We start from the raw sequence: 16,058 nt of genomic DNA, 5'->3' as shown, positions 1-16,058 counted from the left end.
TTTTCCAATAACGATAATTATCATTTCATCAAAGAGGCAATTATGTTTAAACAACATAAACTCCGCCTTGCTGTTGCCGCTATTACTACTGGGGTTTTAAGTAGCATGGCGTCTTTAGCATTGGCGCAGAACGTTAAGGTTGATATCAACGCGAATATCAAACACTCGGTCAATGGCGTTTCTGATTTTGGACGCGAGCGGCGCATTACCATTCATGCCAGCCCAATGGAAAATGATTTCTTGGGTGAAAAAGAAAAGCTCGATTACCTGATGGATTTAGGTGTGACCTTTGGTCGCGATAATGGTTTGTCGATGTACTATTTCAGCCAAACCGGTGGTGATAAGGCGCGCTCTACCGATACCCCCAGCCCATTTCCTTTTGGTTATGCCAACAAGCCTAATCTGGCACAGTTGAGTGCTCTCTCGGCGCAATACAAAGAAAATTTGGATACCAAATACGCCGATGCGCAGGAATATTTTGGGCGCACTTCTTCATTGATTATGGGGTCACAACCCAGACCCGCTTACCCTAACTGGAGTTCGTATTCCTGGTTTGGTGGTGGCTTGACCAGTGAAACTCCGTGGCGACCACGCACCGCACAAGATGCAGCAGAATGGTATGCGGAATTTTTAAATAAATTTTTTGTGCAATACGAGAATGATCCTACGGCTATTCCTATGCCCAAATATTGGGAGGTAGTCAACGAACCCGATATGTTGATGAACGTTCCCAGTCATGAAGGTCATGTATCTACTTGGGAAGAACTGTTCGAATTTCACAACGTGGTTGCCAATACTGTACGTAGCAAGCTGGGTAACAAGGCTCCAAAAATCGGCGGCATGACCTGGGGTCTGCACGATTTGGAAAAAGGCGATGCAACTGCAACAGGTTCGCCGCGCAATCGTGGCGATGCATTATTGAATATGTTTTATGGCTCGGATGCGGGTAGTGAGGCGATCAAAAATGCTATCCGTGTAAACAGCTTTAATAAATCGCCCACGATGTCGCTCAATGGCCCAAGCCCAAGTTCGGATTGGTATCAATGGGATGTAATCTGGAAAGGCTTTATGGATGCCGCCGGTAAAAATATGGATTTCTATTCAGTCCATTTGTATGACTGGGCTTCTTGGGACGGAGCATCTACTCGCACCGGCGCTTTGCGTACGGGTTTCCAATCTGAAGGGGTTTTGGATTTGCTCGAATGGTACGACATGAAAATGCTCGGTCAACGCAAAGAAGTGGTGATGTCGGAATACGGCAATATTACCGGCACCGACATTACTAAATTGGATCGTCAGCGCATGCGCTGGGAAGTATTAAAGCCCTTCTCGCAAATGATGATGCAATTTATGGAGCGCCCTGATTACGTCACCTTGTCTATGCCGTTCATCGTGGTTAAGGGTGAGTGGGGCGATGAGGACAAAACCCATCCTTACGGCCAAAGTCTGTTGGATCGTGACTACTCAACTTGTACCGAAACACCTACGGCTTATACCAACTGTACCTGGAACTTTAACCCTTCCATTAAATGGTATGAATTGTGGCGTGACGTTGATGGCACCCGTGTAGATACCTATGCCAGTGACCGCGATATTCAAGTGGATGCCTATGTTAAGGGCAAACACATGTATGTCATTTTAAACAGTTTGGAAGCAAAGCCGACCACCGTAGACATGAACTTTGCGGGCATCAGCGGCAATGCGATCAAGAGCATCAAAATGCGCCACTTATATTTAGACGAGGCCATTGATGATGATAACAATCCAGCCAACGGTGTGGGTAAGCCAATTCTGGCCGATGCCACTCTGACCAGCCTGCCTAAAAACATCACAATTGGCGCAGATGCAACGGTGATTTTGGATATTGAGTACACCAATAACCCAAACCCCACACTCAACAGCAAAGAGCAGAAATACCCGGCTGAACCACTGACCGCCAATGCCCCGTATCGCGTTGCAGCCGCAAATGTGAGTGCGCAGGTGAACGGTGTGCCCAAACCGGCTAAAGGTGAAGCGCAACTGCGTGTGACCGGCGCCTTCTTTATGAATACCGGCATAGCGACTGGCTCGTCCGACAGCCGCGTATCGCTCAAAATTAACGGCAATACAGTACCGGTGAAAACCGATTGGCGCGGCGATGAGTCGAGAAGAAACGGGCGCTCCATGGCAACCTTGGAGATTCCGTTTGATGTAAGTTATCTAAGCGCAAGCGGCAATAACAACATTCAGTTAACGACGATTGCCCAGGGTGAAGTTGCGGCGGTGAGCCTGCAAGTGTGGGATATGGATACTCAAGTTACCCGTAGCATTCCCGCTGCTTGCAGCCCATGCACGGCCGTTACTGGCTTGAGCCTGAGCCAAACCAGCGTCAGCAATTTGTTGGTGACTCAATCGGTAGCGCTTCAACCAAGTGTTAGCCCAGCCAATGCCTCCAACCAAAACGTCACTTGGGTTTCATCTAACCCCAGTGTGGCCAGTGTTGATCAAAATGGTTTGGTGACCGGTAACAAGCCAGGTTCTGCCACTATCACCGCAAAAACAGTGGACGGTGCGTTAACTGCTACGGCTTCGGTATCTGTCAGCCAGTTGGTGCCTGCCGCTGTTTCTGTCGTGGGTTTGCCTAACCCTCTGTATATAGGCGCGAGCAAACAGCTAAGTGCGGCAGTTACGCCAATTCATGCACCTAACCGTAAAGTGACCTGGAGCAGCTCTAATCCGACCATTGCAACTGTGGATGCCCAAGGGGTAGTCACTGGCCTTAAGGCAGGCAATGTCACCATTACCGCAAAAACGGTCGCGAACAACATAGTGGGCACGGCAAACATTCAGGTGAAAGCCAAGTTGTTGACCGGGATGGCCATATCGCCCGCGAGCACCTTGATCCCACAAAATGATAGCCTGCAAATCCAAACCAGTTTCACTCCGGCAGACGCCAGTGATAAGTCGGTCACTTGGACCTCCAGTAATACTGCAGTTGCAACCGTGAGCAGTACCGGATTGGTGAAAGGTGTTGGGTTGGGTGTGGCAGAGATTACCGGGCGCAGTAACGACGGTGGCTTTAGCGGTAAAACCCGAGTGGAAGTTGTTGCCTCCAATACCACACTGACCTACGTCGAAGCCGAAGCTTTTAATCGCACCGGCGGAGCCTATGGCGGTTTTGTGAAAAGCACCACTGGTGCCGGCAATATCAATGACAACCAAACCGGTGACTGGGTGGAGTTCGATATTAACTTTGCGCAGGCGGGTATTTACCAATTGGTATTGGCAACCGGTACACCTTTAGATGGCGCGGGTGTGGAGTTCCTGGTGGATGGTGTTTCCAATGGCCGCTCCTCCTTGCCTAACAATGGCAATTGGGATCAGCACGTGACGACGGTAGTAACCAATGGTCTGCAGATTAACTCTGCAGGTACCCATACGCTGCGCTTGCTCAGTGTGGGTGCTGGCGGTGCCTATCAGTGGAATCTGGATAAGATTGGTTATCGTATTTTGAAAGCGACGACTGGTGGGGCATCGTCAATTGCTTCATCGACACCGGCATCTTCTTCACCTTCATCAATGCCGTTGTCATCTTCATCGCGTTCATCGACACCACTGTCTTCTTCCGTCTCATTGAGTTCATCATCGCGCTCATCCATACCTGTATCCTCAAGCTCGTCAGTTGCATCCAGTGTGGCATCCAGTGTTGCAACAGGTGGTTCGAAGTTGGTGTTGCAAGCTGAGGCATATACCGCGACGGGTGGTACTTACCAAGGCTTCCAAAAATACTCAACGGCAGCTGGAGTAGGGGCTATCAACTACAACCAACGTGGCGATTGGGCCGATTACACCCTGAATGTCACCAGTGCGGGTACCTATAGTATTGATGCCTTCCTCGGCACCACACAAGACGGTGGTGCTATAGAGGTGTTGATTGACGGTGTATCTGTAGCGAAAAAGACCGTTGCCAATAACAACAATTGGGATGTGTTTGCCAAGTTGGCAGTAGCGACTGGTGTGCAATTAACTGCAGGTGCACACAGCGTGCGCATTATCTCGGCCGGTACTACCGCATCGACATGGGAGTGGAATGCGGATCGTATTGAGTTCACTCAAGTGGCGGTCGCTGCTCCTTCCTCTTCATCGCGCGCTTCAAGTTCGGCGGCAGTGGCAACACCGGTGGTAATGCAGGCGGAGTCTTATGCTACGACTGGCGGCAGCTATCAAGGCTTCCAAAAGTACACCACCGCGGCGGGTGTAGGCGCTATTAACTACAACCAAACCGGTGACTGGGCGGACTACAGCATCAATGTGACTGCAACCGCTAACTATCGTATCAATGCTTATCTCGGCACCACTCAAACTGGCGGTGCTATAGAAGTGTTGGTGGATGGTGTGTCGGTAGCGAAAAAGACCGTGCCCAACAATAACAATTGGGATGTGTTTGCTTTGCTGGAAGTAAGCAGCAGTGTTCAGCTCAGTCAGGGTGCTCACACAGTGCGGATCATTTCTGCCGGTTCTACCAGTTCAACCTGGGAGTGGAATGCAGATCGCATTGAGTTTATCCCAGTAAATTAATCGTTTAAAAATCCCCTCGCTCGTTTGGCTCACACTGTAATTAGTGTGGGCCTTTTTTATGGTGCAGAGATTCTTACGATTTTAGTAAGCGCATTCATTTATCAAATGATTCTATTTTGGTGCCTGCACAACTGTTGTAGCGGCGCTCGTCGGGCAGACTGGCGAGAATTATGGCGGAAAGACTGCGCGCCGCGCCTGCCATCTCTCGCCTGGTTACGCGCGATAAAAGCTCACCGCGAGTTGTAACGCATCTAATTCTTCAGGCGATAGATGCAATGGCGGTAGCTCTAAGCCCGGTTGTAGACGGTACCCAAGACCCGGCTCCGCATAGACAGGAACTCCTGTAACCGAAAGGTCGTTGATATAACGGTATATCGAGCGCACAGACACCTGTAGCTGTTCGGCGAGTTTGGCTGCAGAGACGGGTTGCTGGCGACGAATTAAATTCACCAGCTGAAATAGACGATTAGCTTTACGCAACGAAAGCTCTTTTTGAAAAGTGCACCATCTATTGATGGTGCCTGGCCAATATTGTGGTCGAGATGGTCTCTTTCCGTAAATGATCCCAGCGGTGATTGGTTCTCTTTCGGTGGTTCAGGTCGTCGTAGCATTTCATATAATGATAAGCATTAAGGGCATCAGATACACGCGGGATTTAAAAGCTGCCTGAAGTACTAAAGAGAGGCGTAGGCGATGCAGAAGTGGTTTGATGCATGGTTCGAGTGGGGCTTGATGTCTGCGATTTGGCGCTTCTATTGTCACCCTGCTAGTGAGTATTAGAACCGAATTAACGGTAATACAACTTTTGATGCTTTAAGTCAGCTTTCGCAGCCTGAATAATATCCCATTACACGCCAATTGATGATCCGGCTGCGGGCAATTACACTGACGTGATTCACGGAGATCTATTATGGCTACAAACAGTAAAATTGAATGGACCGAACAAACATGGAATCCGGTTACGGGCTGCACTAAGATTTCTCCCGGATGTAAATATTGCTACGCGGAGGTAATGGCAAAGCGATTGAAGGCAATGGGAGCTCCGGGTTACGAACTTGGCTTTGACACCATTACGCTGATGTATGAACGATTGGATCAGCCTCTACATCGCAGGAAGCCGACCATCTATTTTGTAAACTCCATGAGCGATTTATTTCATGAGGCGGTGCCTTATGATTTTATTGATCGCATATTTGACACTATCCGTGCGACACCACAGCATGCCTATCAAATTCTGACCAAACGCGCGGAAAGAATGAATGATTATTTCCAGACTAGACAGGTACCTGATAATGCTTGGCTGGGTGTTTCTGTCGAGGATAAAAAGTACGGAATTCCTCGGATCGGCTATTTGCAAGCCATCAAAGCCAAAACCCGGTTTCTGTCTATTGAGCCGTTATTAGAGGATTTGGGGCGCTTTTCTCTCAAGGGTATCCACTGGGTTATTGTTGGCGGTGAATCGGGCGTTAAAGCCAGGCCGATGGAAGAATCTTGGGTACTAAAATTGCGAGATCAATGTCAGCGCAATGAAATTGATTTCTTCTTCAAACAGTGGGGCTCCTGGGGGCAAGATGGCGTCAAGCGTAATAAAAGTGCAAATGGCCGACAATTACAAGGCCAAGTGTGGGATATGATTCCAGTCGTTGCCATTTAAAATAATAGGAAAAGGAAACTCCGTGTGAGCCATAAAAATAAAAAATATGATTGGGAAATTGGATCAGAACTTCCGCAACTTGACGAACATAGCGAAACTAAACATCTCATCATAGCCGATTATTTAAAGCGCTATGTTGAAGTGTATATGGCAAATGCTACGATTGAGCGATTGCCACTCACCGTTGTAGATGGCTTTGCTGGTGGAGGAAAATACCGCGCATTCAATCGCGAAGAGACAACCGATGGTTCTCCTTTTCTGATCTTGAAATCAATCCAAGAGGCGGAAGCACTACTCAATATCGGTAGACGGAAGCCTCGTTCTATTGATGCTGAGTATCATTTCATTGAAAAAGATGCTCCCCATCTCGACTTCCTGCGGCAAGAACTACATTTGTCGGAATTTGCGCATTTACTTGGTTCAAAAATACATCTGTATAACAAAAAATTTGATCAAGTAGCTACTGATGTGATCAAGCGAATTCAACAGCGCAATAAGGGTATGCGTGCTATTTTTATTCTTGATCAATATGCCTATAAAGATGTTCCGTTCAGCATTATTAGAAATATTTTTTCTAGTACCGCCAGCGAGGTTATTTTGACCTTTAATTTCGACACTCTGCAAAGTTTTCTGGCAGAGAATTCGACTAATAAAAAAGCACTCGAAAATATCAATCTTTCACAATATATCGACTGGAATCGGCTGGCGCTTTTTAAGGAGGCAGGTATGTGGCAACACGCTATTCAAGAGCAGTTGGCAAATGCCATTCTAAAAGGATCTGGCGCAAACCACATGACTTTGTTTTTTATAAAGCCTAAAAAAGGATGGTGCTATTGGTTGGTGCATTTATCGCAAAAATTTATTGCTCGGGATGTCATGATGGGCCTTCATTGGAAACATTCTAATACCAGTGCAGGGTTTGAGCATCATTTGGGTGAAGGTATATTTACACTGGGCTACCAAGCTACTCAAACAGCAGGCCAAATCACGCTTGATTTTGGAGAAGTATTCGATTTTGGATCAAAAGCAAAAGAGCGCTGTATTGAGTGCCTGTCAGAATCCATTCCCCGTCTATTGGACAATTGCAATATACAAATGCCATTTTCACAGCTGACCGACAATATCGGCAGCCTGACGCCCGCCTCAACAATAGAAATCAAAGCTGCACTTCAGTCTTCTATAGACAATAAAGAATTAATGATTGTGACAAAAGATGGGGGAACTCGCCGAAGTGCTAACCAGATTGGGCCTTCTGATATTCTCAGATACAATCAAAAACAACTGTTTTTTTAATTACATAAGGAGATAATTAGTGCTTTTGCCCCAGGAATATATTGGTAGACCCCAAGCCTTTTTAAAGCACACCATATTGAAAACGTATCTTGAGCGTCTTTTCATGATTATTGGCCAGTCTGAAATTGTTATTAACTATGTGGATTGTTTTGCTGGTCCTTGGTCAGACGAAAATGAAGCGTTAACAGATACATCTATTGGTATATCCATCGCGCAAATGAGGAAAAGTGTAGCCATTTTCAAAAAAACGTTCAAAAGAGATGTTAAATTCAGAGCGCTTTATATAGAAAAAGACAATGAGGCATTTTCACGTCTGCAGGCATTTTTAGATAAACATCGAGATCCTGCTATTACAGTTGCTTGTATGCATGGTGATTACACCAAACTAATACCCCATATAGTCGAATGGACACAAGATCATTTCACCTTCTTTTTTGTTGACCCTAAAGGCTGGAAAAATATTATTGGTGCAACGACAATGAGGTTGTTATTAGAGCGACCCAAAACAGAATTTCTTATCAACCTAATGTACGACTTTGCCAACAGAGCTACTGGAATCGAAAAACATGATCCGGACATGATTGAACTGTTGGGTACAAAACCTAATTATAATGGCTGTGAAACAGTTTTTGATCGCCAGCGGGCATTTCTTTCCCAGTATCAAAAGAATATAAACTCGATTTATCTCGGTAGGTCTACGTATATTCCCATCAGTCGACCCGGCACCAATAAATTACTTTACTTTCTTGTTTACCTGACGCGACATCCGAAAGGTATCATTGTCTTTAAGGAAGCGGCGGAGAAAATGATCTCTGTGCAGCGTATAACGCATAACGAAACTTTGCTGCTAAAACAGTTTGACGCTGCTCCTATTACTGACTTATTTGCGGCTGAGGATGACGTAACACAGTGTATTCCTGTAACTGACAATCGCCTTTCCGCAAAAGTATTTTTGCTAACAAAACTAACACGCACCCCCTTATTAATTGATAACGAACGTTTCGCTAGATTTTTGGAAGAGAGTGACCTTTATCCAACTGACTTTCAGCAGGCAATGAAGGAGTTGCTTAATAGTAAGGCGGTATTAAACGTCGATGCTGATGTTAGTAAGCGCAGAAAAAAATTCATACAGCCTGACTGGCCGCAAAAGAGCGAACGATGGCAACTATCAGACGAGTAAACGATTTTCCATAACCAAGCATAACTAAATTTGTTTGCTGTGGATCATATGAGACAGAATTACTTCGCCTCAAAATGGAGTTCGCTCTAAAAATCAACGGCAGGATTCACAGTGAATACTTTCCCAGCATTAATTGTATTTGATCTCTATGGGACATTGGTTCAGTTTGGGATTAAGCATCATCCTTTCCGAAAGATTCTACTTTGGGCTAGGGAGCAGGGGCGCAGCCCAAAACCAGATGACGCACGAAAATTGATGACGGTAGACAAGGATTGCGGTGAGTTGCTGGCAACACTTGGGATTTTTCCTCCTGCCAATATGCTCACACAATTACATCAAGAAATTCAGGAAGAGTTAGCCGGCCTGACTCTCTTTGATGATGTGCTACCAACCCTAGATTTCTTGACCAGCCGAGGAGTTCCTCTGGCCATTTGCTCTAATTTGGCAAAACCCTACGGCGCGGTGATTGACCAGCTATTGCCGCAATTTAACTTCACCCGGCACCTCAGCTATGAAATTGGTGCAATAAAACCTGACATAGAAATGTACGAGTCGATTCTAACGGATACTGGATTAATACCAGAGCAAATCCTCTTCATTGGTGATACATCACTGGCCGACTACGAGGGACCTACTAAATTTGGTTTCCGTGCTAAACATCTGGTCAGAGGCCAATCTTCAGGGATGAATAGCATTGCCTTATTAACAGAAGTTTTGCAGTTGCTGGCGCTAGATAGTTAACTGATGACACGGTATTCGAGCGGTTTCTCAGATCCTCATTATTAAATTGCCAGTAGAAGCCTGATAGATGGGCACGTTTTAAATCATGCCAAGCTCATCAATTGAATATTTCAGCCCGAAATTATGGCGTATAGCGAGTTACTTTGCCTTCTTTCAACATCTCGTTCTCTAGTACCAGTTCTTCGTTAAGGGTGATTAGTGTATTTACGATATTCAAAAGCTTTTCGTTCTGACTCTGAAGTCGCTGTATGCGTTTTGAATCCGATTGTCTTGATTTCTTGGGTTTGCCCTTTTCGGTAGAGGTCGAACGAATCTCCGAGTACGCAGTAATCTCTCTATGTAAATCTGGGTATCGATCCATTCGTAGACTTACTGGCAGCATGCCAGCCTCTTTCGCCACGTTGGTTAATGACACGCGGGTGCCTTTAGGTAGGTTTTTTGGTTCATCGAGCTTAAGTCGCTCAAATGCGGCACGCATTTCTGCTTCAACACTTTTGGGACGTGGCATGAAAGTAGACCTCAATAGCTTCGTTCTCGGCTTTGAGTTTTGAGTGCCGAGGGGTGTTCTTTATAAGATTTGTTAACTCAATGGCGTTGGCGTCGTATAACGCTTTAAGTCCCTTTTCATTTCGCTTGGAAAACACCGCATCTTTGCATGGACCTTTTCCATCCACTCCGGCGCAATGCACTGCCGATTCAACCCCGCCGTACTCACAAGATTGAGTCATGCAAAAACCAAGTAGGGTGCGTCGGCAAGATGCTTCGCCGCTCTTTGCGAGTTCCTCCAGCTTTTTGTAATCGCGATCTTCAATAAGTTTGAGCGTGTTCACTGCGATTAGATTTTTTCCTGTGGCGTGAACGCTGTCACCAATACTGTTTTCAGCTATCTCAATTAACTCCCGTACTGCTGACCTATTGGCCTCGACAGTAACTGCATCACTAGCGTTGGCATTCGTTATAAGGCGCGTGTAATTACGTCCATAGTAATAACTTTGATAAACGGTTTTATGTTTCATCATCCACTGTATAATTTCATCTGGTACGTTTGAGGCAAACAGATTTACGGCCAAGGTCCGTCTTAGTTGATGGGCGTTAAACGACCAGCTGCCATCGACCTTGAACCATAATTTCTCCGTTAGCGTCGGTGTAAGCTGGTATGCGATGTTGTAGTCGTCTTTAGTAATTATAAATTCCTTTTCAGGGAATGCTAACGGATTGAGTTCTACGAACTTACCTAAGTCCCATTGGTATACTTTGATAGAGCTCGTGCCCGAACCCCAATGTTCTATCTTGCCTGTCATTAGATATGGATTTATTTGAACATCTTGAGGGACGACTTTGAACGTAGTGTCTAACCGCAAGCGTGAGAAGAAATTAAGAATTTTGACCGCGCGTTCGACTGAAGTTGGTACGACCCAGCGCGCATCACTATCAGGATCAGTTTTTGTTGTTTCACCCGCCAGCAACGCTACCTTACCGAGAGTTGGGTCATCGTCCTCGATAAAACAATCCGAACGCATGGAAAGCCCTTCACCGAGCCTCTGTATACTGTGTGCCAATATAAACGTGAATGCACAATCCCTTACGAGGTTTGCATAGACAGAGAGCGCTTGTAATTCGTATTTCTGAGTAGGTATATAGCCTACCCATCGGTTTAAGAGATCAGCTATTCCATAGTCTTCAAAAAATACTGTTGCTCCTCCTCGATAAATCCGTCTTTTGGCTCGTGATGGTTTCATTTGACCCTTGACGCTAGTGTCCCGCCCTGCATTTACGAATGGGCTCTTTTGAGAGTGACCATTTTCAATGTTGTGTCGATACGCGTCATGCACCCATGTCCAAGCCTTTGCAAAAGCGGCTTGCTTCATTTCAAATGCGTCCATCACGAGTTCGGTTGATCGAATGAGCGACATCCAAATACGTGGGGGTATATAAGCGTTTTGGACTGGTATATGAGAGATTTGGAGTTGAACTAATTTTTCGATGAATGCAACATCAGCAATTTTCCAACCCAAAACATTTTCCGCTCTCAATAAGGCATTAAGAATCCCAAGCACTCTTCTGTGCTGTGGTGGTGAAAGAAAATCTATAAGATCGCTTGCCAAGCGCGGAAATCGGTAAATTTGATTAATGGTGATGTTGTGTAAGTCTGCAAATTTGCAAAGCTTACTCAACAATTTGAATGTTGATTGAATTGATTTTACCGTTCCTGGAAACAAAGGCATGTGGTACAGATATAGAAATGTAACCTGCTTGAGAAGATCCTTGTTTTTTGGGGTAAGCTTCTGAATATTGAAATTAAAGGAAGAACGGCTATAGGCATGAAAATCCCACCGTTCATCACAATATTTGGAAAGTGGTTTGCCGTCAGAGTCAACAGAAACATAAAAATCATCTGGTGGCGGGTAAGTTATTGGCTGGTAGTTGCAAAGCTCTGAAGCTATTAATGATATATGGGTGTCGCAAAATCGAAGAGTTGAGGCGTTCATCTGGACTCCCAGAATTGAATGATGTTTTTCCATGTTGGGTGATAGACACCTTCTTCAATGCGAATAAGAGACTCAATTACCCATTGTTGTGATCGCGTATTGCGTTCTCTGAAGGCGTCCAGCTTTTCCGACAGTCGCTTAATAACCAGGTCTGCAGGTATCGCACGTTTTACTGGTTGAGCAGCTTCAATAATTTTTAGGTATCTAAAAGTTGTAAGCGACCACACATAATCCTCGGAATCGATGTCGCGATGGCTTTTGCACCACAGGCAACCAGATTCATTGATGCAGTTGGGGTTAATTACTCCTGATGGTCTGTCGTGTGTGGATTCAGGTTGCGCGTTACAACCGCTGTTTATCAAACTAACTGGTTTTTTATTCCAAAATTTCGTCAGTGCAGTCATAGCGCGTTGCTGTGACGGCCTTTCATACGCCTGCTTAAATACTTCTCGTGTGTGCTGGCTCATCTCAGCACTCAGATTTGGGTCACCACTCATGCGATCTAAAAAGTTTGCACGAGTATTGCGAGTCACCCTCGGTGGAATCCATGGGATCCCATCCTGTTTTGCTTGTGCCTTGAGCACTCCGTAGTTCACGCTGCCATTATTGGTGCTCTTATAGAGGACAGGGAAAAGTTTAGAATCTTCAGGATAAAAAAAATCGACAAACTTTATTAAATTCTTAAATCGCTCTCGATACTCTTTATAAATCGTAAATTTGACGGGCCCCTTTTTTCTCCCCTTGTAGCATGTCACAAGCCAATCATTGTTTCCCTGTAGCTTATAGGTAAATCCTTTTCGTTCAATCTGGGTAGCCTGTGACATACTCATGCCAGTTTGATATACGAAGATCACAATCTCAGCAAGCAGCCGAATTCTTATCAAGCTCCCTCTGAACATATCTATCGTTGTGGTTGGTTTACAAAGCGTTACAGCCTTTCGCGATATGACGTTGTTTTGATGGTTGAGCAGTCCCGTTAGTCCAGATGGCATTCTAATTGAATGTCTTGAACCATCAGGTTTCAGTATGTCTAGGGCTATTGGTAGTTGGCCATGAATCGACTCAACAGTAATGGCGTTAGAAATATCGACGCAGTAATGTCCAAGTATTCTTGCGTCCCCTAAGCTCTGCTTCTCTGCCGCACGACTGATAAGTGTCTTACGAGGAGCCTTATAGGATTTGATCGTCTTAGATTGATATTTCAGTAGCAGGTGAGGGGGTCTTTCCAATATGTCGGATATATATTGGCTCAAATCGAGAACGTTTTTATAGGCCGTTATACCTTTGATATCCTTTTTGACGTATGCCTGAGAATAGTTGTACTCATCGTATGCCAGGAACACTGTTTCTAACGCCTTATCTTCCACCGATAGCTGAATATCATTTACATCGATCCATTTTATAAATTTATTGATAATGTGATAGTAGGTGTAGATTGATGCGTGTGATGTGCCCCGCGTAATTTCGAGGTTTAAAAGATCCTTAATTGCTTCTACGAACGGTAAGCGATCTTTAATAATGCCATGCCAAGCTTCAGCTGTTGCATCGCGATAAAACCATCGGGATTCTGTCGCTGCTCCTCCTTTAATGAGCCAGCGACTGAGGTCGGTCCATGCACCTTCAATTTCTTTGATTTTTAGATGCTCCGGCTTCTTCAAGTTCGTTTCACTCCACTAAAAAAAGTTTGGGCCTAAGAACTGATTGGTAAACTCTTTGTTCACCTTTCTTGCTGTTTTGGATGTTTTTAAAAACTTTACGTATTTCCAAGTTGTGCTTGCATTTTTATGCATCAACCAATCTCTAACATGCTCAATTGCATTTGCGTCACTTACGCTCATATATAAACGCGCAAGCTCGGTTCCACAGGTTGCCCTGGATTGGTGAAATTTAAGGTCATGAAACTGCGTCAAGTTGTCTCGAACTAAAGCCTTTCTTAAATCGGAAAGAGCTGTGTTGATGCTTGCTTCGCTGTAGGGATTTCCATCTTTTGTCAGAAACACCAAAGACTTGTTTGCCTTTGATGCTTTGGCTTGACGTTTAAGCCTAGTGACATTTGTTTCAGCATACTCAAGTATGAATTCGTGTACTGGTTTCAGAAAGCGGAGGTAACCTCGGACATCGAATTTTGTATCGATCCCTGTGCCCGGTCCGGCAGCAATTAGTAGTATGAAACTATCTGGGTGCTCACCGATTGAGATGGAAGTCGGATCTACTATAGCGCTTTTAAGATTTTCAATCCGAAGTGTCCTTATTGATCCGATGCGCGCTCCTGTGAAGAACCCCAGAGTAAACATGGCGTGTAAAATTATGTTTTGTTCACTGGAATTTTGCTTCAAATACCTCAACAGGGTATCCCTATCTTCGGTAGAGAGTGGCATTAAGCCGTCTTCGACACTAGTGATGTTTGCCTTTCGGTGTGGAATTCTTAGGTCGGTTGTCCACACACTTAACGTGCGATTGAAGCCTGTCTGGTCGAAATATGTAGCTGCAATCTGCTGGTCAGCCCACATCTCAAGCTGTTTATCTATTAATCCTCTCGCCTTGACCCATTTGTAGAAGTTGACGACTGCATTTATTCGTCGCGAAGCTAATGAGCTTGTCTTAGTTGAGGTATTTATAAGATGCCCGCGGAATCGTTCCAAGCAGCGATCCTCGCGTTTAATGGGAAAGTGGAGCCAGTGAAGATTGTTTTCCTCCAACCAATCTGCATAGGCCTTTAAATCGTAAGCATTGCTACGAATCGTTGGAGACTTTACTCGCTTTTCTGCCAAGTAACGATGAGCCTCCATCCACAGCGAGCCATCAGACCAGAAAATGGTGTACTTGGTCTTAGGTTTACTGGATTCGCGCGGAGCCCAGTCTCCGTCGATGCGGATGTAAGGTAGAGCTGCGTAGGATTCGAGGTGTGCCAAAGTGGGTGACCCGACAGATTGAGGTATTGTCAGGTGATAATCAAACTTATGTGTAGTAATGTCAATATGGCAACTAATGTGTAAGGTAAACTCCCTGCCAAATTCCCATATTTAAGCGGCCATTAGTGATGGGAATATTCAAGCTCGCACCGAGCAAGCTGGCTTTGAGGTGAGCGGGCATGTCATCGCTACCCTCATCCCGGTGCAGATAATAGGGCTCATCTTCCGCTACAGCGCGATTAAAGAAGCTTTCGAAATCCTTACGCACCGTGGGGTCGGCATTTTCGTTAATGGTGAGCGATGCCGAAGTGTGTTTAATAAGAATATTCAACAGTCCAACCTTAACTTGTTTAAGCTCGGGTAACTGTTGAATGATTTCTTCCGTAATAAGATGAAATCCGCGCGCTCTCGCCTTGAGTTGATATTCTTTTTGCACCCACATGAGCTGATTTTTCTCTAATAAATTACGGGTTTGTTACTGGTTTGCATTCATCTGCGATGTAGCCTATGACAGCGGCATCTGCGCAGGCACTACAACCATTGCTGTAGGTTTTTTGTTCGCTTGAAGGGCAGGGTGTAGTAACACAGCGCACGCCGGTATCGCGAGTGGCACAAACTGGTCGATAGTCCATGGTGCATATCTGCGGACGTTGGTCGGGGCACTGAGTCAGTGTGTTGTGCGCTTCTGGTTTGGGCGTAGGTTGTTGGGAGCTGCAGGCGAAAAGTAAGCAGATGGCAATTAATACTGTGGCATTTTTCATCGTGCAGTCCTCGGTTTTATTTTGCGCTCAGCGCGGCCCCATCGAATTGAATACCTGACCACCCGGTTTGCATAAAATTACGGATATTCTGGTGGTCTGTCGCCTCGGGGTGTTGCAGTACATCTTTGCGATAGTAATCACCAAAACAGGCGAGTGTTTGGTTTTCTGAAAAATTGTGCATTTGGGCAAACGAGAAGATTTTACAAGAGCCTGAATTTTGACCCGCTTCATTCACCAGTTTGCCGTTGTTAAAACGCGTAGGTGTGAAGTGATAATGAGCGTCAATCGCAGCAATGGTTTCGCTAAACTCAATCGAATCCGGTGTGTTTTTAAGTGTTGCTAAAAATTGATCGAGGTTCATAACAATCTCTTATTTAACTAAGTTACTGGCGTAGTGAGGCCCGTATTCTACGCTGGCCTTCACCAAAATAATAATTGTTTGCCCCAGCTGGTTCTGGGGAATCAATTGCG

The 16,058-nt window shown here is 45.3% G+C and carries 13 protein-coding genes; 5 read left to right on the top strand and 8 right to left on the bottom strand.

The features are described 5' to 3' along the window. Nucleotides 1-42: 42 nt before the first annotated feature. Nucleotides 43-4,557, top strand: coding sequence for an Ig-like domain-containing protein (locus NNX04_RS04885; RefSeq protein WP_151030860.1), 4,515 nt, complete (start codon nt 43-45; stop codon nt 4,555-4,557). A gap of 213 nt (nt 4,558-4,770) precedes the next feature. On the opposite strand, the gene NNX04_RS04880 is transcribed toward NNX04_RS04885, so the two are convergent. Continuing rightward, nucleotides 4,771-5,037, bottom strand: a complete 267-nt coding sequence (locus NNX04_RS04880; RefSeq protein WP_007640809.1) for a helix-turn-helix transcriptional regulator — start codon at nt 5,035-5,037, stop codon at nt 4,771-4,773. 430 nt (nt 5,038-5,467) lie between these two features. Between NNX04_RS04880 and NNX04_RS04875 the strand changes: the two genes are divergently transcribed. From NNX04_RS04875 to NNX04_RS04860, 4 genes are all read left to right on the top strand, one after another. Next, on the top strand, nt 5,468-6,211 hold the full coding sequence (locus NNX04_RS04875; protein WP_040391652.1) for a phage Gp37/Gp68 family protein: 744 nt from the start codon (nt 5,468-5,470) through the stop codon (nt 6,209-6,211). Between the two features lie 24 nt (nt 6,212-6,235). Continuing rightward, nucleotides 6,236-7,504: a three-Cys-motif partner protein TcmP gene (locus NNX04_RS04870; protein WP_007640813.1), complete on the top strand. Its 1,269-nt coding sequence runs from the start codon at nt 6,236-6,238 to the stop codon at nt 7,502-7,504. Between the two features lie 19 nt (nt 7,505-7,523). Further along, nucleotides 7,524-8,684 (top strand): three-Cys-motif partner protein TcmP, encoded by a 1,161-nt coding sequence (gene tcmP / locus NNX04_RS04865; protein ID WP_151030861.1) that lies wholly within the window; start codon nt 7,524-7,526, stop codon nt 8,682-8,684. A 111-nt stretch (nt 8,685-8,795) separates the two neighbouring features. After that, nucleotides 8,796-9,425 (top strand): HAD family hydrolase, encoded by a 630-nt coding sequence (locus NNX04_RS04860; RefSeq protein WP_040391654.1) that lies wholly within the window; start codon nt 8,796-8,798, stop codon nt 9,423-9,425. 121 nt (nt 9,426-9,546) lie between these two features. On the opposite strand, the gene NNX04_RS04855 is transcribed toward NNX04_RS04860, so the two are convergent. From NNX04_RS04855 to NNX04_RS04825, 7 genes are all read right to left on the bottom strand, one after another. Continuing rightward, nucleotides 9,547-9,933, bottom strand: a complete 387-nt coding sequence (locus NNX04_RS04855) for a hypothetical protein (RefSeq protein WP_261947681.1) — start codon at nt 9,931-9,933, stop codon at nt 9,547-9,549. After that, nucleotides 9,911-11,914, bottom strand: coding sequence for a hypothetical protein (locus NNX04_RS04850; RefSeq protein WP_151030862.1), 2,004 nt, complete (start codon nt 11,912-11,914; stop codon nt 9,911-9,913). The genes NNX04_RS04855 and NNX04_RS04850 overlap by 23 nt, the downstream gene beginning before the upstream one ends. Beyond that, a complete protein-coding gene (locus tag NNX04_RS04845; protein ID WP_007640822.1) occupies nt 11,911-13,572 on the bottom strand; it encodes a hypothetical protein in 1,662 nt (553 codons plus the stop codon). The genes NNX04_RS04850 and NNX04_RS04845 overlap by 4 nt, the downstream gene beginning before the upstream one ends. 15 nt (nt 13,573-13,587) lie before the next feature. Further along, nucleotides 13,588-14,826, bottom strand: coding sequence for a tyrosine-type recombinase/integrase (locus tag NNX04_RS04840; protein ID WP_007640824.1), 1,239 nt, complete (start codon nt 14,824-14,826; stop codon nt 13,588-13,590). Nucleotides 14,827-14,899: 73 nt separating this feature from the next. Then, nucleotides 14,900-15,268 (bottom strand): secondary thiamine-phosphate synthase enzyme YjbQ, encoded by a 369-nt coding sequence (locus NNX04_RS04835; RefSeq protein WP_261947680.1) that lies wholly within the window; start codon nt 15,266-15,268, stop codon nt 14,900-14,902. A 22-nt stretch (nt 15,269-15,290) separates the two neighbouring features. Beyond that, the gene (locus NNX04_RS04830) at nt 15,291-15,587 is read right to left on the bottom strand and encodes a hypothetical protein (RefSeq protein ID WP_081489661.1); all 297 of its coding nucleotides are present in this window, start codon (nt 15,585-15,587) and stop codon (nt 15,291-15,293) included. Between the two features lie 16 nt (nt 15,588-15,603). After that, nucleotides 15,604-15,948: a HopJ type III effector protein gene (locus NNX04_RS04825; protein ID WP_007640829.1), complete on the bottom strand. Its 345-nt coding sequence runs from the start codon at nt 15,946-15,948 to the stop codon at nt 15,604-15,606. Between the last annotated feature and the right edge of the window lie 110 nt (nt 15,949-16,058).

Source organism: Cellvibrio sp. QJXJ, from assembly GCF_024452345.1.
In the GTDB taxonomy this organism is placed as follows: domain Bacteria; phylum Pseudomonadota; class Gammaproteobacteria; order Pseudomonadales; family Cellvibrionaceae; genus Cellvibrio.
This window is presented reverse-complemented; position numbering and strand designations above follow the sequence as displayed.

What these genes read in the sequence shown, in the direction of transcription:
- NNX04_RS04885 (WP_151030860.1), top strand. Translation starts at nt 43, where the DNA reads ATGTTTAAACAACATAAACTCCGCCTTGCTGTTGCCGCTATTACTACT.
- NNX04_RS04875 (WP_040391652.1), top strand. Translation starts at nt 5,468, where the DNA reads ATGGCTACAAACAGTAAAATTGAATGGACCGAACAAACATGGAATCCG.
- NNX04_RS04855 (WP_261947681.1), bottom strand. Translation starts at nt 9,933, where the DNA reads ATGCCACGTCCCAAAAGTGTTGAAGCAGAAATGCGTGCCGCATTTGAG.
- NNX04_RS04850 (WP_151030862.1), bottom strand. Translation starts at nt 11,914, where the DNA reads ATGAACGCCTCAACTCTTCGATTTTGCGACACCCATATATCATTAATA.
- NNX04_RS04835 (WP_261947680.1), bottom strand. Translation starts at nt 15,268, where the DNA reads ATGTGGGTGCAAAAAGAATATCAACTCAAGGCGAGAGCGCGCGGATTT.
- NNX04_RS04830 (WP_081489661.1), bottom strand. Translation starts at nt 15,587, where the DNA reads ATGAAAAATGCCACAGTATTAATTGCCATCTGCTTACTTTTCGCCTGC.
- NNX04_RS04825 (WP_007640829.1), bottom strand. Translation starts at nt 15,948, where the DNA reads ATGAACCTCGATCAATTTTTAGCAACACTTAAAAACACACCGGATTCG.